Source organism: Rhizobium sp. RAF36 (assembly GCF_052114105.1).
Taxonomy (GTDB): domain Bacteria; phylum Pseudomonadota; class Alphaproteobacteria; order Rhizobiales; family Rhizobiaceae; genus Rhizobium.
Genome location: NZ_JBFREC010000003.1, coordinates 1 through 19,289 on the forward strand (window position 1 = coordinate 1; position 19,289 = coordinate 19,289).

Below are 19,289 nucleotides of genomic sequence, written 5' to 3' on the forward strand. Positions count from 1 at the left end.
TCTCATCGTCTCTCATCGTCTCCGCATTTTTGATTGCAGATCAGCTTCGCGGTTTAATGATCGCTCTGATTATGCCGCGCAGGATGCGCCGGAATCGTTGCGAACGTCGGCGCATTCCCACCCTTATCGGCATAATCCGGCGGTCGGCATTATGGATTTCCTCATGGGCGAGCGTCGCATAATAGCTCTCGACATCGCGAAACGCTTCTATCGGCGGCATCTGGATCACATCCCGCTCGGGCGCATAGAAGGCTGCCGCACCACCATGGCGGATCGTTGCCCCCGTTGCCCGGAAAAAGGCGTCGGCATGCTCGAGACGCTCGACAGGCTTGAAGGCCGGCGTCTGCGGCGATGCGCCAAAACCCGCAGGCAGGCCTTCAATCTGCTCGAGATTGAAAACGGTATAGGCTTTCAGGAACGGGATTTCGTGCTCGACGTCGTCGCCGTTGGCGTTGGTCTCGGTCTTCCTGATGCGGTTGGCATAAACGACCATCGTCCCGGTCTCGCCTTTGCGCACGTTGCCTCCAAGTTCCAACGCATGGCGAAACGTCATCCAGGTGCTGGCACCAAAGCAGCGGCTTGCGGCCTCAGACCAGAGGAGCAGGACATTGATGCCGGAATAGGGTTCGCCGTTGAAGCGAAGCGGGCGCGACACGCATCCCGCATGCCGGGCGGCACTCCACGGCTGGACCCAGGGGCGCACGCCCTCTTCCAACTGAGCGAGCATGATATCGGTGATCCGTGTGTAGACGTCCGGGCGCACAGCATCGGTCTCGCCAGATAATTTCATTGACGTTTTCTTTGGCTTTCTCATCGTCTTTTCCTTCATCTTCGACACCGCGCCGATCGCGGCTCGTCACGGCGGTCGACCAGCGCGCGGGCGGCAGCGGCGCACCCGGCTCGTCAAGATCGTGCTGGAGATAGAAGGACCGCTGGGCCGAAACGACAGTGGAGGACGGCTTGTCCGTTGCGCCGCTTTCATGTCGCCCTCGGGCTAGACCGCAAACCGGGATGAGCCGCGCTCGGCGCCTGGGCCGCCTTGAGTGACACGAGAAAAGGCCGGACGAGGCCGGCCTTTCGAGATGGATCAGTGAGCGTGCGCCTTCAGTCGAAAGCCGATATCTGTAGTGACGCGGCGCGCTGGTCGATCGAGGTCGCGGGATTCGGCGAGCCGCTGCGCTCATAGGGCTTCCAGGTCTCGCCGGTAATGTCTTCGTAAGCGACAACGGCGCCCTCGGCCGCCATGCGCAGGACATGGGCCTGAAGCCCCATGACGGCGGCGAATTCGCGTTTTCTCTGGGCGCGGCTGTCGAAACCGACCGGACCCTCGAGATCTTCGTCGCGCAGATCGTTGCTAAGCCTGGCGGTCAGATCGCGTGCCTCGGTGACGGAGCGGCTATAAAACAGCCCGGCTCCGTGAGCCGATCCGACGAAGGAGCCGACGATGCGCTGCATATGGATCTGCATCGCCTTCTCGCCGAGGCCGTCCTTCATCGCCTCGGCGCCATCGATAAGCTGCTGGCGGTGCAGGTCGCGGATTCCCTCGCTGTCGACAACGGATAGGCCAAAGCTTTCCGAGATGCGCATTGCCTGGGCGGTGTCCGGGCAGGCATGCCGGACCATTTCGAGGGTCGTCGCGCGGGGCGTAGTTGAGCGATTCGTCGCAGCAGAACGGTTGAGCGGTGCCATGGTCGGTGTCCTTTCGGTCTGGTTGAGCAAAACCCGAGGTCCGGTTTTGGGTGCTGTCCCTCGGGTGCGGTCGACACGAACCGGCGAAGCGGCCCGGCCCAAGGTCAGGACGATGCAAGAGAGCGAGGTGCGGTTGCGGAGGTTGCGGGCCCAGGCCTGCAGAAAACGCGGCCGCGCTTTGGCGAACCGCGCATCGAGACTGCCGCAATGCGGCGCGGCACGCGGCCTTTGACCGGGCGCCGTCCGGTTCAGACCGCAACGAAGCCGAGGGTCAGAGCGTATGAACCTGTGGCCGATACGCCGCCAGCAGACCGGCGCGTCACCACTACCGTCGCGCCCGAGCCGCGCTTCAGCGGTATTGCCTACCCACAAACCGATCGCGTGGCCGCAAGGAGTCTGGCTGCAGCGGCAGCGCAACCTCAGGCACCGACCTGCCTAGATGATAGTGACAAGACACCGCCGGCGAGAACCGGCGGCGCTGGGCAGGCGCTAACCCGTCGTTACGCTCCGGCTATTCGGTCGCCTCGTTGAACCTGCTGTCCAACTCGTCGCCGACATGATCGAGACCAGCCGCGGCCGGGTTGGCCGCCGTTTCAGGATCGTCTTCTCCGGCCTCCACCGCGCTTGCAAGTTGCGTCATCGCCCAGGCTTCGGCCTCCCGGCGGCAGATACGATTAGCGACGCCGGATGGAAGCCTCGAAAAGTCAGCAAAGAACCTGGCAGTTTGCTTTTCTGACACATTGCAAAAGCTTGCCGGTGTCGAGCGTTGGCGGGACGTTGACGGCCCCATTCATCTCGCGCAGGTCATCGGAAACAACCAGCGCGCGCGTAGTCTCGAAAAGCGTCGAGGCGCTAATGCGGTTAGCGCCGCGTTCGTACGGCCCTCCCAATTCGCATTTCGTTTACCCCTTGCCATTCCCTCTATTTCCGCATTAGGTTCAGCAGACACCCCTGCCAACCACCGGAAGATGAACGCCATTCGTCAAGAAATCACACGCAGGACCATTCTCATACGAATGCTCGCGTACCGGGATCACTGCGATCAAATTGGCGCGCGAGGTTGCGATGGCTCCGTGCAGCCGCGGGCCGCGTTGGGATAACCGCGCAAACTGTTGCCCACGGTCTTGTGTTGACTGGCGCGGCAGGTTTTCGCAATTCGCGCCCGCTCTCGACAATTGGCGAAGGTGCTTGCCGAGCCGTATTGAGGGCCGCGTCAATCCTGCGTTGTCGTCCCCTGACCGCATCAGGCCGTCTTGATCACAGAAAAGGCAAAACCGGACAGCTCAGTTTATATACACCCCTTAAATGGGTTGAATAACCAAGAATATGAAATATATTGGTCCACCAAAGGGATCAATTAATGTTTCTCACTCTTGAAATCCATTTCAAAGATGAATGGCATCAAGCCGCGGCACTTGAACTCAAGAGCGACGCAGCCGGCTTTCAGGGTGCGTCGATAGTCGATTACGATCTCGATTACTTTATACGGTTCGCATCGGTGGATTTTGCAGAAGGAAACGCGGCAAGTGACAATCGCGCACTTTCAATCCGATATCCCGTTGACCTCGAGAATCGATATACCTCAACGTGGCCACCATTCCTGCTCGATCTAATGCCGCAAGGACATGCAAGGCGCAAGCTGGCAGAACATTTAGGCCTCAGCGAGGGAGCACGCAGCTCGGATCTTCCTCTGCTTCTCCGCTCTGCCGTAGGCGGAATAGGTAATGTCCGCATAAAAGAAGCCGCTGAGGCAGAGAAGCAGCGGCTACACGGTGTGCAGCGCCAAGGAGTAACAGAGGCTGAGATCCTTGAACGATCAGATCGTTTCATGGAAGTAGCCGATCGTTTCGGTATGCTTGCTTCGGGCTCAAGTGGCCTGCAAGGCGAATGGCCAAAGGTCTCCATGACCAAGGCTATCGATGGCCTTTATTATCCCGACAGCTTCGTGTCCGACGATGAGGCCGTGCGGCATGTGATCGTCAAGCTGGTCCGCAGCAATGAGCCCGTAGACCGGCTCATTCTTGAAGGCGAAGCCCTCTATTCGCAGATCGCTCAAAAGATCGGCCTCAATGTCAGTGAACCGTCGGCCTATGCCGAAGGCGTCCTGATCATTCCCCGTTTTGATCGAAAGAAGAGAGAAGGAGGTGGAACCGTTCGGCTGGGTCAAGAAAGCCTTGTTTCGGCCATTGGCGTTGCCGACTTCGGATATGTTGGCACGCATGAGGCCTATATCGACATTCTGCGCCAATATTCCGCCGATCCCCTCGCGGACGTCGTAGAGTACCTCAAACGGGACATCGCCAACCTGGCTCTCGGCAATCCCGACAATCATGGTCGAAATACCGCGCTCACCAAGTTCCAAGACGGAACTGTCCGTCTGTCTCCGCTCTTTGATTTCGCTCCAATGCGGCTCGCCAAGGAGGGGATCGTTCGCTCCACCAGATGGGCCACGATGCGAGATGCCGGCCGGGATCATTTCCCTGATTGGAAGAAAATTTGCGCCGAACTGTTTCCCGATCTCACTGAGCAAAAGATACTCGCGTCCGCACTTCTGACGTTTGCAGAACGACTCTGTGAGGCGCCGAGCATTGCGAAAAACCTGGCGGCAGCTCCAGAAATTTTAGAGCGCGCAATGGCACGGTGCACTGAAATCGCCGATAGCGTTTTGCAGGCGAAGCTATGATGCCGGAGAAAATCTGAGTGGCTCGCTGGAAAAAGCCTACAAAAGAACAGGTTCTTGAGAACCGGCGCACGCTTGCTGAGCGAGCTCGAACCGGTGATTTAAGGCTGCCCGGCGCAGTAGCGGCAATCCGGAAGAGTTTCGGCATGACCCAGGAAGAGTTTGCCAAAACGCTGGCACTTACGCGGCGTCAAGTTGCTGAGATCGAAACCGGCAAAGCAAACCCGACACTGGAAACACTGGAAAGAATTGGGCGCCTGTTCGGATTTTCGGTAGGTTTTGTGCCGAGGGCAGAGAGCCGTGCGAATACTCAAAACTAAAAGGCGAACAACCCCGTAGGAACGTTTAAACTTTTCGCGGAACTGATCGCCTACCATCTTGACGCCAGAGACAGGCTGACGCCGCACAGATTGATCTCGACCACGCAAGAAAGCGGTCCGAGGTTTGGGAACAATTCATCGCCGTACTTGGCCACAATCATCGTAATCTGATCCCCGGCGTGGACGCCGGGTATCAACCGGCTTCTACGTGATGGCTTAAACGACAAGTCGCCACAACTCTTACGCATGATGAAGGCAAGCCTGGTGCGCATGGCGGCCTGTAGACAACGTCATGGGACCTGGCGCGCGCGAGGCTCGGCGGCAGGATCAATCTTGACTTCGATCCCGGCCGAACCGTTGAGGACACGATCGAGCACGTCGTTCAGGAGTTCAAAATCGCCCATCCCGAAAGAGAGATTAAGGTGTCCGTGGAGATCGAAGCTGCGCCGCGGATCGACCATGTGCGGACAGGACAGATGTTCTCCAATCTCCTTGGAAACGCCCTAATGCACGGTGCGCCAGACCATCCCGTGCGGGTGAAGGCAATCACTACGGATAATCAATTCGAGTTGAGCGTCGATGACAGTGGCGAGCCAACCCCGGTGCAATCTCTCAACAAGCTTTTCAACCTTTTGACCGAGCGGAGGGTTCGAAAAGCCAGGGGTTGGGGTTAGGGCTCTACATTTCATAGATATCGCTCGCGCCCACGGAGGAACGTTAGCGGTTTTGTTCGACGAGAAAATGCATCGCTTCACTTTCTCCATGCCCATCGAGACTAAGCACCCGGAACGATTGGCCTGACACCAAGGCTTTATTGGCAACCGTTAACGGTTTCCGGCCCTGCCGGACGGACGTAGCGGCCACTGTTTTTTGGTTGAACGCAGAACAAAGCTGAATTATTTTTCGCCTGGCAGACAGAACTCAACTCACTGCTCTGCGTCTTTTTTGGCCGATTTCAATGCGGGACTTACTGAACTGTTTCATCGACCTGAATTCGCAGCGTCCGGATGTCGCGAAGACGTCTGACATGATACTAGCTCATGCGAAGTTCCTCGGCCTTCAAGCCGCATTTATCGGCGACGACAGAAGCCTTCTTCGGATCAGCGGGAGGCCCGATCAAGCTGAACTGATCGACGAATTTTTGTTCTTCATGGACCCCACGCAATACAGCCATCGGATTGCAGGCCTTCAATGAAACAAGGGATTTCGGTGTTTGAGACAAGAGAGGCGTCGATCCTATCGCCTCGCGACCTAGCGATCTGCCAGCGCGTTTTTGACCACGTTTGTGTGACGAAGCAAATCGCATTGGACATGCATCGAGAAGAGCTTGCCAAACGTATTGTGCTCGCATTCCGCAGTGGTCTGAGAGACGAGGGCACGCTCATTAAGGTACTGCTTGATGAAGATGGCGCCGCCTAGGGAGGGTCGGGCGAGCGCTCGTCAGCTGGCTTCACGCCCTTCCGCACGACGGATCGGAGCCACAATCCTCCCAGCATCCCTCCGTCCCCCGAATTCGCAGATGGCTCCATAGCTAATCTGAAGGAACTGTTCAGGGATTTCGGCGGTGCACTGGGGCCAGTCGTCGCCGGGTTGCGCAGTGATGTGCAGGTCCATCGCGCGGCCCTCCAGGAGGTGCAAGCACGACGCTGGATAGCAGACCGCCTCGTCTTGATCGGGGACGCCGCACATGCCACGTCTCCAAGCGTGGCGCAGGGAGCGGCGATGGCGCTCGAGGACTGGGTCGTACTTGCGAACATCCTCACTCCGATGAACCTGTCGACCGAGCGCTGGAGCAGTTCCACACCGTTCGTTCCCCGCGGATCGCGTTGGTGCTGGAGAAATCGCGGAAGAGAGACGGGTTGCGGACGGGATCGGGATTCGTCCAAGATTCGATGCTCAGGCTGTCAGGCAACCACATCTACCGGAAAACCTACCAATCGCTTACCGGGCCTATCGTTTGATCGGGTTATGAAATCCCAACGCCAATTTCCTGCGCGACACGCTCGACCTTGGCTTCTGTCTGCGACGTGCACCATTAGCCAAGGCAGGTTGACGGTCTCGACGATGCGAGGAAGACATTACGGACGTACGCGCCGGAGAGGTTTTATCTGTCAAAGCTGGCTCCAAGCTCCTACCCGTGTCACCGCCTTCGAAAGAGCACTCCGAATTCGCAAGACGATGCTGACGATCCAGCTCCATGCTTGCGAGACGTCTAGGTATACGCCGCACTTGTTCGGACGCTCTAGGCGACCGCGCGTCGGTGACCAAGAGGCCGGTACATGACGCTCTCGCCTTCCGCCACCACGGTGTGGATAAATCGAGTGCGACGAAATGGTAACAAAGGGCTTTGCACTCGCCGAAACGGGATCTGGTTTAAGGGGCGATAAGACTGTGGTCGCCAACGCTTTACTTAGGAGCAGGCGGCGGACCCCGGTGAGCGCTACAGCGAGCACTCGATGCTCCCGCCGGTTCCACGCCCTGCTGAAAGGGCCATCTTCCACTATCTACGTTCTGAAATCGAACCCCACTCGCCGAGCTGTGCAAGGCGTCATCTTCCGTCTAGGCCCGACACTGAGAGAGTAAGCTTGGATTTAAAACGGTGGCACCTTGTCGAGATCGCGAAACGCAAGATTTCGGGCACTGTTGGAAAGATATCCCCAGTCGCTCGGCGACGGCCTTTGGGACAGCCCTGCCCTCTTCCTGACTTCCTTTAGGCGCGCACCAATAAGAGCATCGACAGACTTAGTCCCGCTCTTCTCGTCTCCAAGCCGCCACCGCTCCTCGATGCCAAAATCCACGTCGCAAATTTAGTGCATCCTGGACAGGCTTCACTAGCCCAGGAGGACATTGGCCCATGTATGCTGCGACCATCGGATTAGACATAGCGAAGAACGTGTTCCAAGTATATGGAGCCAACGCCGCCGGCGACCCGTTGTTCAATCGACGGGTTTCCCGAGCAGCCATTTTGGATTTCTTCAGCAAATTACCACCATGTGTGGTTGCAATGGAGTCGTGCTCGACAGCCCATTACTGGGGGCGTTCGATATCGGCGCTGGGCCATCAGGTGCGGCTTATCCATCCAGCATACGTGAAACCCTTTGTGAATCGCGACAAGACGGATGCCAATGATGCTGAAGCCATCCATGAAGCCTTGTTCAGGAGGTCAATGCGTTTCGTCCCATTGAAGTCCACGAGCCATCAGGCGTCGACAATGCTATTCAAAACAAGAGCGCTCCTGGTTCGCCAACGCGTTCGTGCTGTGAATGCGCTGCGCGCCCACCTCGCTGAACTGGGTATCGTGGCGCGGCCCGGGACATCGAATGTCTCGTCGTTGATCTCGATTGTCCGCGATCGACAAAGCAAGAGCTTACCGCCTTCAGCTATTACAGCATTAAAGATCATTGCCAGGCAGATCGATACCCTTACCAAAGACATCGAAAGTCTCGAAAAAACATTAAAAGGCCAAGCGAAGGAGGATGACGAGATGAGGAGGCTGATGACCATCCCGGGTCTTGGACCAATGACCGCTACCGCCATCAAGGCTTTCGTGCCAGACATTGGCGTCTTTAAATCTGCCCGCCACTTCGCTTCATGGACAGGTCTCACGCCCAAGTCTTTCTCTAGTGGGGAAAGCATCACGATCGGCGGCATAACAAAAATGGGGAATGCGGATTTGCGGTCGCTTCTCGTCACAGGAGCTATGTCGGTAATTCGGAACACGAAAACGGATGACAACAAAAGCTGGACTGCGTCCTTAAAGCGACGAAGACCGTTCAAGGTGGCGGCGATCGCTCTGGCAAACAAAAACGCGCGCACGATTTGGGCCATCCTTACAAAAGGCGGTTCCTACGAGACCGCGCCCACAAGAGCCTGAGCCGCAACGGATGACCGCATGTCGGTCGTCGATCGGAGTTCGAGATAGCGGAATGCAAGAGTAGGCAAGCAACACCGGCGAATACCATGTGCCCATGAGCACGCTCGAGTGACGGGTGCTTGCCCCGCGTAAGTCGCTGAGGCTCAGCGCGGGTTTCGCGTGGAAGCCGTACACTTGGTTGCAGCATTCAAGAAATCGCTCATCGAACTCCGATCGGGCGGATCGTAGGCAACTGCGGTCCGCCTCTATCGTCAAGCCAAGGCGTCAGAAATACGCAGTTTGACTACTTGCGTTGTAGGACAGGTTCGGATCACATGTGAACAGCACGATATCCTTGGAGAAGAAGATGCCCCGTTTTTTGACCCGCGCCGCCTTCGTTCTGACCACGTTCATGATACCCGCCGTTGCATCCGCGCATACCGGGATAGGGCCGACATCGGGCTTCGTCCATGGCTTCGCCCATCCGATCTCCGGCATAGACCATACGCTTGCCATGGTTTTGGTGGGCCTACTCGCATACCAACTCGGCGGCCGGGCGATATTCCTCGTGCCAGCGGCTTTCGTAGGCATCATGATGGTTGGCGGCGTGCTTGGTGTCGCGGGCGTCGATCTCCCGATGGTCGAAATTGGGATCGCATTGTCGGTTGTTGTCCTGGGAGCCGCGGTCGCGCTTAGAATTAAGACGCCGACGACGGTTGCAATGGCGGTCGTCGGCCTCTTCGCTCTTTTCCACGGGCACGCGCATGGATCAGAAATGCCGGCGAACGCGACCGCCTTCACCTATGCTTCGGGCTTTGTCGCGGCAACTGCACTGCTGCACGGACTCGGCCTTGTCGCAGGTTTCATAACCGCACGCCTGAGTGACAGCAGGGGCGAACTCATTGCCCGCACCGCTGGAGGTTTGGCAGCTCTAGCGGGATTGGGACTCGCAATTGGCTTGGTGGCGTGACGCGCACATCATCATGTCAGGCGCGCCCGCATCGACTGTTGGAGGTTCTCGAACTGGGATACCCGACTGAAGCCGACATTATCATCTCTAGGTCGCCTTAATGCCCCATACTGAGAAACCGAGCTTGGGGTTTGGCGCTCATGAGTTTCGACCAGGGAGAACATGATGGCTCAGGAACCTCTAATTGGTAATCCAATCACAGTCGGGATAGTAGGCGCGGATGGTGAAGTCGAACAAGTCGCACTTCCCGAGCGAGGCGTAGCATGGCCGGAGACCACGGGCGTCGATACGCTAATCGTTACCCCGCTGAAAATCGCTCTGACGACCTCGCTGGTGACCATCGCAATCGCCTTCAATCCACTCGTTGTTCGGTATCGGCAACGCGCGTTGAAGGGGTTCGGATGGAGGTCCGTTGGGATAGCGAGTGGTCTGATCGATTGTTCACATCGGTGGAATATCAGCATCAGGCGATCGACGACGTGACCAATCTGCAGCCCACGCCTCGCCTGCCATGGTTGGAAGGAATTTCTGCGGACGCGTGTCGTTCCGCTTAACGAGCCCCATGAGCTCGAGAACGCGCAACGTGGAAAGATCGGACCCCTTCGGCGCAATAAACCCCTGCTCTACGCATGCAACCATCACCCGTGTCTGCGCTCTCGTGAGTCTTGTCGATATCGCCAAAACCACCGCCCTTCCCCTCGTGGCAGCTTCGCTCATCTGACGACCTGAAGCGCAATCAGACCAAAAATCCCGACGGCAATTCGCCACCAACCGAATGGAGCGTAACCTCTTTTGGAGACGAATTCGAGAAGTTGATGGACAACGAGAAGCGCAGTCAGGAATGCAAATACAAATCCGATCACGATCATCATGCCCTGGTCGGCGGTCAGGTCGTGGCGGCTCTTCCAAAGATCGAGCGTGAACGCACCGAGCATGGTCGGCATAGCGAGGAAGAACGAGAACTCGGCTGCTGATCGCTTGTCGGCACCCAGTAGAAGAGCGCCGACGATAGTCGAACCGGATCGAGATGTGCCCGGGATCATCGCCAGGCACTGAACGAATCCTATAGTAATCGACATTGGCCAGCTGAATTGCCGAGCATCGAAGTAGCGTGGCTCCGGCGCGACGCGATCAACCACAAGAAGCACTATACCCCCGAGTATCAGCACGATGCACACGAGGACCGGGCTCTCGAACAGCACCGCCTTGATGAAGTCGTGTGCGAGCGCTCCGATCACCGCTGCGGGAAGAAAGGCGAGGATAATTGCGGCGGCGAAATGCCGTGCCTCCCGGCTCGTCGGCAGCGCGGTCACGATGGCGATGAGCCGATGGAAGTAGATCGATATGATCGCCAGTATTGCTCCGAGCTGAACGAGGACGTCGAAGGTCGCGGCCGATTGGAGGCCAAGCAGTTTTCCTGCCAGGATGAGATGCGCGGTCGACGATACAGGAAGGAATTCGGTTAATCCCTCGATGGAGCCGAGCAGGGCGGCGGTCAGAAAATCGGGCATGGTCTCTCTCAGAAATGAATACGAGATCAGCGGTTTGCCACCCGTTCTTCGAAGGCGAGCATGCCGACAAAGACAGTGACGGAGAGGAGCAGACCGAGTGTCGCGTCGGATGCGTAGTGTGCACCGACTGCCACGCGAAGCGCTGCAGTTCCGATCGAAGCCAGGATGACCGGAGGTGCGATCCAAGTGCGATAGCGGGGCGGCAGCAGGAAAAGAAGGCAAATCAGCCAACCCGCTCCCGAGGCCTCGCCCGATACGAACGAGCAGTTCCTCTCACAGGCTCCGTCAAACGATCCCGCCGGCATAAACTCCATCTTGCCGCCGAACAGATCGGTCTGGATCGGACGTGGGCGGCCGGAATGTGCCTTCAGGAACACGTTGGCGATCAACCCGGTGCCGATGCCCAGACTGACCAGAGACGCCCAAAGGCGATGAACCGGCATCTGGTGCCGCAGCCTGGGTGAGAAACCCGCGACTGCCAAAGCTACGACAACCATCCCTGCGGCGACGTAAGGTAACGCATAAAGGATCCATCGAAGGGTCGTGATCGATGTGTCCCTGCTCAGCGGGAAATTACCGCACTGATCCCCGGCAGGCAGATTCACGCAGAGAGGACTGCTAAAGAATAGCTCCGAGATCTGGACGTCAATCATGGGCCAAGCGTGAAAAATGGCCAATAGCAGAAACCAGAACGCCGTCAGAATCAGAAATGAATCGAGGTATTTGCGCTGCCGAGCAACCGCGTGAAAAATGGCCATGAATGGGCTCTCTTGGTTCTAGGGAACGCCCGCCATATTTCGGCTCCGCCTGACACCAACCTGAACGAAGGCCGCCGGGTTGTTTACGGATTTGTAAAGAATTCCGAAAGCTCGGAGCTTCACCGAAATACCGGATGACCAGGTGTGGATGAGACACGATTGGAATGAGCGGGTTGCAGGACACAAAAGGGAGCCCGTGCCTCGGTGACGGGCTCCCTCTTCTTCAATGAGAAAGCCCCGTTGTTTCTCGCTGATCCTGGTTGGCGGTCATGTAGACGACGATCAGGATGATCGCGCCGAGGAAGGCGAAGCTCGTGTAGATCGTTCCGAAGCCAAGGCCTCCGTATTCGCTCGGTTGCGACAGCAAGTCCCCGAACGATGCGCCAAGCGGCCGGGTGAAGATGTAGGCCAGCCAGAAGGCAGCGATGCCATTCACCTTGAAGATGAAATAAGCCGCAGCGATCGTTGCAATCAGCGCCACGAAGATGAGCGCGGTCGTCAGATATCCGAAGTCGAACTTCTCGGCGACCAGATCGCCGGCAGCCGTTCCAAGTGCGAACGTGAACAGGATTGCAAGCCAGTAGAACCCTTCGCGACGGTTGGTGAAGATCGTGTGGATCGAAAGCGTACCTTCCATCAGATACCAGGCGAGGAACGTGACGGCCAACGCGACTGTGAAGAAGATCGTCGATGCTTCCAGCGGCACGCCGAAATTGTCCGTCAGGTTATCAGTCACCAGCGTGCCGACGACGCTGATCAGAACGACTGCCGCCCAGTAGACTGCCGGCACGTAGCGCTTTTGTGCGAATTGCGCTCCAACCACCATCATCAGGACGACAGTCATCATGATGGACGTCAATGTCAGGCCGAGGCCAAGATTGACGGCAAGGTAATCAGCCGCGGTTTCCCCCATGGTAACCGCCATGAGTTTGATGAGCCAGAAATCGACAGTCACTTCGGGAACGCGATTTTCCGGCTCGGCAAGGTGTTGGTTTGCCATGGTCATGCTCAGTCCTCCTATTACTTACCCATGATCTGCATGGCTTCAGCGAGGAACTTGTCCGAGCGCGTATCATCGTCAGCGTTGCAACGCTCGACAGCCTTGGTCTCGAGGTCCTCGACCTTCTTCATGTCGGCGTCTGACAGCTTGGCGGATCCCTTCGCAGTCCGCATTTCCTTCAGCATTTCTTCGCAGGGAACGGCGGCATGAACAGGCATGGCGAGCGCGATGAAGCCGAGCGCCACGACAGAGTTCAGAACGGTAGCGGCAACGATTGTTTTCATAATAGTATCCTCTCGGAACAGTGGGTGCCGCACCATTGCAGCGAGAGGGACGATATCGGCGGGGTCATACGGGCGCCTTGCCGGAACCATACGGTTTGGTAAGGTTTCGACATCCCACGACTTTACAAAACCGTATGTTGTAGCAGCGGCATCACAGCGGTTACATTCACCGAACGGACACAAACTGGCGAAGACACGACATGCGCATCCTCCTGGTTGAAGACGACCGCAAGACATCGGAATACGTGGCCAAGGGATTTGCCGAAGCCGGACACAGCTGCGACGTTCTGGGTGACGGCCGGGACGGGCTGTTTCAGGCGCAGCGCGAGTCCTACGACGTGCTCGTCGTCGACCGGATGCTGCCGGGGCTGGACGGCCTGTCGATTGTCCGGTCTCTTCGCGCCGCCCGCGTCGGCACCCCTGCCCTGTTCCTCACGTCCGTTGGTGGCGTAGACGACCGTGTCGAAGGGCTGGAGGCAGGAGGCGACGACTATCTGGTCAAGCCATTCGCTTTTTCGGAGCTGCTCGCCCGCGTCAACGCGCTCGCCCGGCGCCCGCCCGTGCAGGAGCAAAAGACTGTCCTGAAAGTAGCGGATCTGGAACTCGACCTGATCCGGAGAGAGGCCCGGCGGGCCGGGCAGGTTATCGAACTACAGCCACGCGAATTCACCTTGCTCGAAGTCCTGATGCGTGGCGAAGGCCGGGTAATGACGAAAACGATGCTTCTCGAACGCGTCTGGGATTTCCATTTCGATCCGAAGACAAGCGTCGTTGAGACCCATGTCAGCAGGCTCCGGGCCAAGATCGACAAGCCCTTTCAGGCGCAACTCCTCCACACCGTGAGAAACACCGGATACAGCCTGCATGCGCCTCGCTAGTCTGCGACACAGCACGCCCTTCAGACTGGCCCTGACCTTCGGCGTCCTGTTCATCGTCACGTTCATCGTCAGCGGCGCGATCATGTACCATATGCTGAGCGCTGGCCTTGCCCGCCAGATGGACGCGTCCCTGCACGAAACGAACTCCGTTATCGCCTCGACCTATGCTCCTGATGACATGGAGGATCTCGTGGCCACGCTGAACAGCTACGTAAACCTCCAGACGACAAAGGATGGCCTCTACTCGCTGGTCGATCCAAAGGGTGTAAGGCTGGCCGGCAATTTCACGGCAATCAGAATGCGGCCCGGCATCTACACAATAAAACCGGAAGACATCGGCCTTCCAGGCTCGGGCAGGTTCAGGATCGAAGTCACGCAGCTTGGCCCCAACATGCTCGTCGTCGGCGAGAGTTTCTCGGACATGGATGACCTCCTGAGGATCGTGCTCGTAAGCCTCGGCTGGGCGGCGGTACTCGTCGTCGTCGCCGCGCTCGGCGGTGGCATCTTCCTGGCAGCCAGGGCACAGCACCGTCTGGATGCGGTGGCCCGCACAATGCTCGACGTCTCCAACGGCCGACTCGACAGCCGGATACCTCTCCAGGGCCGCAGCGATGATCTCGATCGCGTGGGAATGCAGATCAACAGCGCGCTCGATCGCCTTTCTGGAATGGTCGAGGGGATGCGCCAGGTCAGCGCCGATATTGCCCACGAGCTCAAGACGCCGCTCAATCGCCTGAAGATGACTCTGGACGACGCCATTCGTGGAGCCGCGCGCGGCCGCGATGTGGGACAGCTGCTGGCGGATGCGCGTGCCGAAAGCAATCAGATCAATGCGACATTCGAAGCGCTTTTACGCATATCGCAGATCGAGGCGGGCGCTCGTCGACAGCGCTTCCAGAACGTTGATCTCACCGAGATCCTGACTTTCGTCGAGGAAGTCTATGCGAGCGTTGCCGAGGACAATGGACAGGCACTGAACCTCCTTCCCTCACCTATTGCCGCGTTCCAAGTCCAAGGCGACAAGGAGCTTCTGACCCAGATGGTCGTCAATCTCGTGGAGAACGCCATCAATCATTGCCCGCCTGGTACTAGGATCGACATGTCGCTCGTCTCGGCGCATGCCGAAATCGTGCTGCGCGTAGCCGATAACGGTCCGGGCGTGCCCGCGGAAGAACGAGACAAGGTATTCCGGCGCCTGTATCGGCTGGATAAAAGCCGCACGACACCCGGCAGCGGCCTCGGCCTCAGCCTCGTCAGGGCGATCGCCGATCTGCATTCCGCACATATCGGCCTCGCCGATAACGCCCCAGGCCTGGCGGTCACCGTCTCGTTCCAATCGGTGTAAACGTCCGCTTGACGGAATCCAGCCTTACAAAATCGTAAGAACCTGTCGAAGCCACGGTAAGAATGGTTGCCTAGGCATGCGTGGTGCCGCCCGTTCCCACGCGAGGCGGCAATCCTCTGACCCTGCCGCAACGGCACAAACACTACAGGAAAGATAATGCATCAACAGCTCAAGTATGCCGTCACCAAAGTGCCGGAAGTCACGTTGGCATTCTGGATCATAAAGATCCTCGCCACCACGCTCGGCGAGACGGGCGGGGACGCAGTGACGATGTCGATGGATCTGGGAAGACCTGGAAGAGCATTTCGAGCGCAAGGGTTGATCAGCAGATTAAGATCGATGCCCGGAAAAAGCGCCAGCAGAGCAACGTCCAACTGGTTCCAATGATCCAGCCCGCGAGCACGTCACTTGGATAATGGACACCAAGATAAACCCGGCTCATTCCGATCATGATCACAACCAGAGCTGCAGCACCGTAGAAGATTGGCCGGTGCGCGGGAATGCTTCCCAGTGCAGTACCAATGAGGGCAAGCGCCAAGTAAGTGGCCGCCGAGACCGTGGAGTGGCCGCTCGGAAAGCTGGCATCATGAACCTCGACCAGATGCGGGACGATGGAAGGGCGGGGTCTGTTGAGAAGCGTCTTCACCACATTGCTGATACACCACGCTCCGAATGCCGATAAGGCCAGAAAACCAGCAGCAGCGCTCCGTTTCGCCAAATACAGAAGCAAAACAGTGAAGAACACTATCGTCGCCAGAACGGCCAGACTGCCGAGGCTGGTCATGTTCTCGAAGTAGTTCTGTAACCAGTGGGGACCTGCCGGAACGTTCAGATCACTTGCCTTACGCAGTGCAAGAAGGACACGTGTATCGAGGCTTGCAGTCTCGCCTTCGACGGTTTCGTGACCGAGCCATGGGACAGCTACCACTCCGACAAAAAGCGCGACTGTGATCGCAATCTTTGACGGATGACTGCGTCGAACCAAGTTGTGCAAGCTGGTCATTGCTGACGCCCCTCTCCCACCAGACGCGATATCCTGATGCCGAGATCGGGAAGAGAGAAGGGTTTGATAAGGTAGTCGTCAGCCCCGCTCGCCAATCCTTCCATGCGGTCGCTGAGTTGATCGAATGCCGACAAGATCAAGACAGGGACATTGCGATCAAGCTTCCGAATATGCTCGAGAACCGACAGACCGTCGCCGTCAGGCAATCTGAGATCCAGCACGACGCAATCATAGGTGCCCTGCCCGGCTGCTGCCATCCCGTCCACCGCGTTTTGGCACCAACGCACGGAGTCACCACCGTCAGCCATGTGGCCCACGATAGCGTCACCGATCAGGTTGTTGTCTTCGATTAATAGGATGTCCACTCGGATCCCCGGAACACATGTCAGACTCCGGGGCCAATGAACTTCCAAACCTGACACCCACCTGAAGTCGACAGCATCGAATGGCCGTGGGCGGTCAGTGTGTTTCAGGTATCCGTCAGGTTCATCGGCAAAGCGACAGGCAGCCTGGAATCGGAACGGTAGCGTGATTGCGCTGCCGCGTCCGATCCGCCGATCGACAGTCGCACCGTGGGGACACCAAGAGGCATGAAACAATCTATTTGGCACCAGCGTCCCAGTGTCGGAAGCTTTACGATCAGTGCCATCACGACCGCATATCTCCTTTTGGTTGCCAACCACACCTTCTGGGCGCGCGCCGCTAACTATTTCAAGGACGACCAATTTGCTCTTGGCCTGTTCGTGACGGGCATCACCGCTGGAGCCATGGCGATACTCACGCTCGTATCGGCAAAGTACGTCACCAAGGCTTTCCTGATCTTCTTCGTTCTCACCGCATCCGCAGCGTCCTGGTTTACAGACCAGTTTGGCGTGATCGTCGACCGCGAGATGATCCGAAACATGTTGCAGTCCACGTCCGCGGAGACGGCTCACCTCATCACACTAAGGTTCATCACCCACTTCGCGTTGACCGGAATTCTCCCCGCCCTGCTGATTCTCTGGGTGCGGATCGTCCACCGACCGGTTCTCTCGAAACTGCTTCACAACAGCGCGATCATTGCGGCATGCCTCGTTGTCCTGGCAGGCTCCGCAATCAGCGACTACAAGTCCATCGCTGGCGTGGGCCGCGCGCATCCCGACATCATGGATCCGTTGACGCCATTCTTTCCGATGACCAGCGCTGTCCGCTACGGCATCGATGCGATGAAGGGTCCGCGCGGCGCTCCAACAGCCCTCGGTACCGATGCGCACCGCACCGCAGCCGGGAAGCCGAGGGTCACCGTCATCGTCGCCGGCGAGACTGCCCGTGCAGAGGATTTCTCGCTTGGAGGCTATTTGCGCGAGACGAACCCCGAGTTGAAGAAGAGGGACGTCGTCTATTTCCCAAACACGTCGAGCTGCGGCACTTCGACGGCAGTCTCCATACCCTGCATGTTCTCGATATATACGCGGCAGAGCTACTCTCATGATAAGGCGCTTGCGAAGGAAAACCTTCTCGACGTGCTCATGCATGCCAACGTGTCGGTCTCCTGGCTGGATAACGACACCGGGAGCTACAACGTCTCGGACCGCGTCCCCTACCAGTTTCTTCCCAAGTCCGCCGATCCTCGCTTCTGCAGCGGCGGCGAATGCCTGGACGCAATCCTTCTGGATCGCATGGACGAGTGGCTGGACCGGATTCACGGCGACAGCGTCCTGATCCTGCACCAGCTCGGCAGCCATGGCCCAGCTTACTTCGCACGCTACCCTGATGAATTCAGGCGGTTCGTCCCGGATTGCCGCGCCGAGGATTTCGGCAAATGCAGTCAGCAGGAAATCCGCAATGCTTACGACAACACGATCCTCTACACAGACTTCGTCGTCGCGCAGGTGATCGACAAGCTCAAGTCTCGCGAATCGTCCGTCGCTGCATCCGTGATCTATTTGTCGGATCACGGCGAGTCGCTCGGAGAGAATGGTCTCTATCTGCACGGCGCCCCATACATTGTCGCGCCCTCCCAACAGACGCATGTGCCGTTTCTCGCCTGGGTCGCTACGGACGTGCAGAAGACCAATGGTTTCAACATGGGCTGCCTCAAACAGAAAGCCTCGGCTCCGACGTCCCATGACAACCTCTTTCACAGCGTTCTCGGGATGATGGACATTTCCACATCCGCCTACGATCCCTCGCTTGATGTGTTTGCCGGATGCCGCGTGCCCGGCGACCTGGCCGAGGCGTCGCCCGCGGCTTTCGGCGGCACAAAGTAGGCGCTCCATATTCGACGGATGAGCCGCGACGCCCGAGCCAAAAACTGCGATGTCTCGTAGAATGCCCGCCATGGCAAAACAATGCAGTAGCAGGTCATGGGCAGCTTGAACTGCCTGAGGCCGTTCTGGAAGAGGGAGCCACGCTCGGCACTCTGACGTATAGGCTGCGGTTCCATGAACAGACCTCGTAATCCGGAGAGATGCTCAAGATCGAACGCGAGGTCGTAAGGCAACCGCATCGGAACAAGCTCATCAACGATCTACTTTGCAGCTCTGCGATTGATGAGATAGGCGCCCGACCCCTTCTCGCGCGTCAGGGAAATAGCCAGGCCGCGATAGGGCGTAAGCGGCTTCAGTTTGAACTTCCGGCCGCGATTGACAATCGAGAGACGGAGGATGTCCGACTCCCTCTGCTCGTCGAGCGCCGCGCTGAGTGCCGCCACGAGATCCTCTTCGAAGAGGAGAGCGTCCTCGAGGATGAGAGCATGGGCCGCTCTAGAATTCTGCATTCTCTACGCCCATTCGACATGGCTGAGGAAACACCCGATCTCGAAAGGGTTCGGCTTTCGGCCGTGCCGCTTCGTCGAATGTTGAGAGGGGCATCGTGATCTCGCGCCCGTCGAGCGCGGAAATACGTTCAAAGTCCAAACCCCTGTTGAGTACCCGCGCCTCCATCCGAAAGCGACGCTCAGGCGATCGGTCCAGATTGATCAGATAGACCGAAAGTCAGGAATTGAGTGTGGTGCTCA

At 58.0% G+C, this 19,289-nt stretch carries 20 protein-coding genes and 1 pseudogene; 10 read left to right on the forward strand and 11 right to left on the reverse strand.

Annotated elements, in window-relative coordinates; all coding sequences use genetic code 11:
- Positions 1-40: 40 nt before the first annotated feature.
- The 3 genes from AB4Z25_RS11245 to AB4Z25_RS11255 all read right to left on the reverse strand — a co-directional run bounded on the left by AB4Z25_RS11245 (position 41) and on the right by AB4Z25_RS11255 (position 2,329).
- Positions 41-829, reverse strand: a complete 789-nt coding sequence (locus AB4Z25_RS11245; RefSeq protein WP_442208006.1) for an ArdC family protein — start codon at positions 827-829, stop codon at positions 41-43.
- A 275-nt stretch (positions 830-1,104) separates the two neighbouring features.
- Entirely contained in the window at positions 1,105-1,689 is a 585-nt protein-coding gene (locus tag AB4Z25_RS11250; RefSeq protein ID WP_112390682.1) for a hypothetical protein, read from the reverse strand.
- Between the two features lie 511 nt (positions 1,690-2,200).
- Complete coding sequence (locus tag AB4Z25_RS11255; protein ID WP_310301160.1) at positions 2,201-2,329, reverse strand: hypothetical protein; 129 nt, start codon at positions 2,327-2,329, stop codon at positions 2,201-2,203.
- A 720-nt stretch (positions 2,330-3,049) separates the two neighbouring features.
- On the opposite strand from AB4Z25_RS11255, the gene AB4Z25_RS11260 reads away from it, so the two are divergent.
- The 6 genes from AB4Z25_RS11260 (at position 3,050) to AB4Z25_RS11285 (ending at position 9,512) form a co-directional block, all read left to right on the forward strand.
- Positions 3,050-4,372, forward strand: a complete 1,323-nt coding sequence (locus AB4Z25_RS11260) for a type II toxin-antitoxin system HipA family toxin (RefSeq protein ID WP_112390683.1) — start codon at positions 3,050-3,052, stop codon at positions 4,370-4,372.
- Positions 4,373-4,389: 17 nt separating this feature from the next.
- Positions 4,390-4,689 carry a helix-turn-helix transcriptional regulator gene (locus AB4Z25_RS11265; protein ID WP_112390684.1) on the forward strand — a complete coding sequence of 100 codons (300 nt, stop codon included), beginning with the start codon at positions 4,390-4,392 and terminating at the stop codon, positions 4,687-4,689.
- Positions 4,690-5,150: 461 nt separating this feature from the next.
- Entirely contained in the window at positions 5,151-5,363 is a 213-nt protein-coding gene (locus AB4Z25_RS11270) for an ATP-binding protein (protein WP_112390685.1), read from the forward strand.
- Positions 5,364-6,291: 928 nt separating this feature from the next.
- On the forward strand, positions 6,292-6,972 hold the full coding sequence (locus tag AB4Z25_RS11275) for an FAD-dependent monooxygenase (RefSeq protein WP_162706091.1): 681 nt from the start codon (positions 6,292-6,294) through the stop codon (positions 6,970-6,972).
- Positions 6,973-7,543: 571 nt separating this feature from the next.
- Positions 7,544-8,563 carry an IS110 family transposase gene (locus tag AB4Z25_RS11280; protein ID WP_442208007.1) on the forward strand — a complete coding sequence of 340 codons (1,020 nt, stop codon included), beginning with the start codon at positions 7,544-7,546 and terminating at the stop codon, positions 8,561-8,563.
- Positions 8,564-8,909: 346 nt separating this feature from the next.
- A complete protein-coding gene (locus AB4Z25_RS11285) occupies positions 8,910-9,512 on the forward strand; it encodes a HupE/UreJ family protein (RefSeq protein WP_112390690.1) in 603 nt (200 codons plus the stop codon).
- A gap of 713 nt (positions 9,513-10,225) precedes the next feature.
- Here AB4Z25_RS11285 and AB4Z25_RS11290 read toward each other — a convergent pair.
- The 4 genes from AB4Z25_RS11290 to AB4Z25_RS11305 form a co-directional block, all read right to left on the reverse strand.
- Positions 10,226-11,023, reverse strand: coding sequence for an undecaprenyl-diphosphate phosphatase (locus AB4Z25_RS11290; protein ID WP_112390692.1), 798 nt, complete (start codon positions 11,021-11,023; stop codon positions 10,226-10,228).
- 26 nt (positions 11,024-11,049) lie between these two features.
- Complete coding sequence (locus AB4Z25_RS11295) at positions 11,050-11,781, reverse strand: phosphatase PAP2 family protein (RefSeq protein ID WP_112445773.1); 732 nt, start codon at positions 11,779-11,781, stop codon at positions 11,050-11,052.
- Between the two features lie 223 nt (positions 11,782-12,004).
- Positions 12,005-12,787, reverse strand: a complete 783-nt coding sequence (locus AB4Z25_RS11300) for a COG4705 family protein (RefSeq protein WP_405049662.1) — start codon at positions 12,785-12,787, stop codon at positions 12,005-12,007.
- 14 nt (positions 12,788-12,801) lie between these two features.
- A complete protein-coding gene (locus tag AB4Z25_RS11305; protein ID WP_112390694.1) occupies positions 12,802-13,065 on the reverse strand; it encodes a hypothetical protein in 264 nt (87 codons plus the stop codon).
- A gap of 200 nt (positions 13,066-13,265) precedes the next feature.
- Here AB4Z25_RS11305 and AB4Z25_RS11310 point away from each other — a divergent pair, with 200 nt between their 5' ends.
- The 3 genes and pseudogenes from AB4Z25_RS11310 to AB4Z25_RS11320 all read left to right on the forward strand — a co-directional run.
- Positions 13,266-13,943 (forward strand): winged helix-turn-helix domain-containing protein, encoded by a 678-nt coding sequence (locus AB4Z25_RS11310; protein WP_112390695.1) that lies wholly within the window; start codon positions 13,266-13,268, stop codon positions 13,941-13,943.
- On the forward strand, positions 13,930-15,288 hold the full coding sequence (locus tag AB4Z25_RS11315; RefSeq protein WP_442208009.1) for an ATP-binding protein: 1,359 nt from the start codon (positions 13,930-13,932) through the stop codon (positions 15,286-15,288). Before AB4Z25_RS11310 ends, AB4Z25_RS11315 begins: the two co-directional genes overlap by 14 nt.
- 156 nt (positions 15,289-15,444) lie before the next feature.
- A pseudogene (locus AB4Z25_RS11320) lies at positions 15,445-15,567 on the forward strand (hypothetical protein); the annotation flags it as partial.
- A 43-nt stretch (positions 15,568-15,610) separates the two neighbouring features.
- Here the strand turns inward: AB4Z25_RS11320 and AB4Z25_RS11325 are convergent.
- Together AB4Z25_RS11325 and AB4Z25_RS11330 are read right to left on the reverse strand one after the other, a co-directional pair.
- Complete coding sequence (locus AB4Z25_RS11325; RefSeq protein ID WP_112390697.1) at positions 15,611-16,291, reverse strand: phosphatase PAP2 family protein; 681 nt, start codon at positions 16,289-16,291, stop codon at positions 15,611-15,613.
- Complete coding sequence (locus tag AB4Z25_RS11330) at positions 16,288-16,656, reverse strand: response regulator (RefSeq protein WP_112390698.1); 369 nt, start codon at positions 16,654-16,656, stop codon at positions 16,288-16,290. Before AB4Z25_RS11330 ends, AB4Z25_RS11325 begins: the two co-directional genes overlap by 4 nt.
- 225 nt (positions 16,657-16,881) lie before the next feature.
- Between AB4Z25_RS11330 and AB4Z25_RS11335 the strand changes: the two genes are divergently transcribed.
- The gene (locus AB4Z25_RS11335; RefSeq protein WP_112390699.1) at positions 16,882-18,540 is read left to right on the forward strand and encodes a phosphoethanolamine transferase; all 1,659 of its coding nucleotides are present in this window, start codon (positions 16,882-16,884) and stop codon (positions 18,538-18,540) included.
- A 260-nt stretch (positions 18,541-18,800) separates the two neighbouring features.
- On the opposite strand, the gene AB4Z25_RS11340 is transcribed toward AB4Z25_RS11335, so the two are convergent.
- Together AB4Z25_RS11340 and AB4Z25_RS11345 are read right to left on the reverse strand one after the other, a co-directional pair.
- Complete coding sequence (locus AB4Z25_RS11340; protein ID WP_310301134.1) at positions 18,801-19,049, reverse strand: hypothetical protein; 249 nt, start codon at positions 19,047-19,049, stop codon at positions 18,801-18,803.
- The gene (locus AB4Z25_RS11345) at positions 19,036-19,215 is read right to left on the reverse strand and encodes a hypothetical protein (protein ID WP_405049661.1); all 180 of its coding nucleotides are present in this window, start codon (positions 19,213-19,215) and stop codon (positions 19,036-19,038) included. The genes AB4Z25_RS11340 and AB4Z25_RS11345 overlap by 14 nt, the downstream gene beginning before the upstream one ends.
- Positions 19,216-19,289 lie beyond the last annotated feature (74 nt).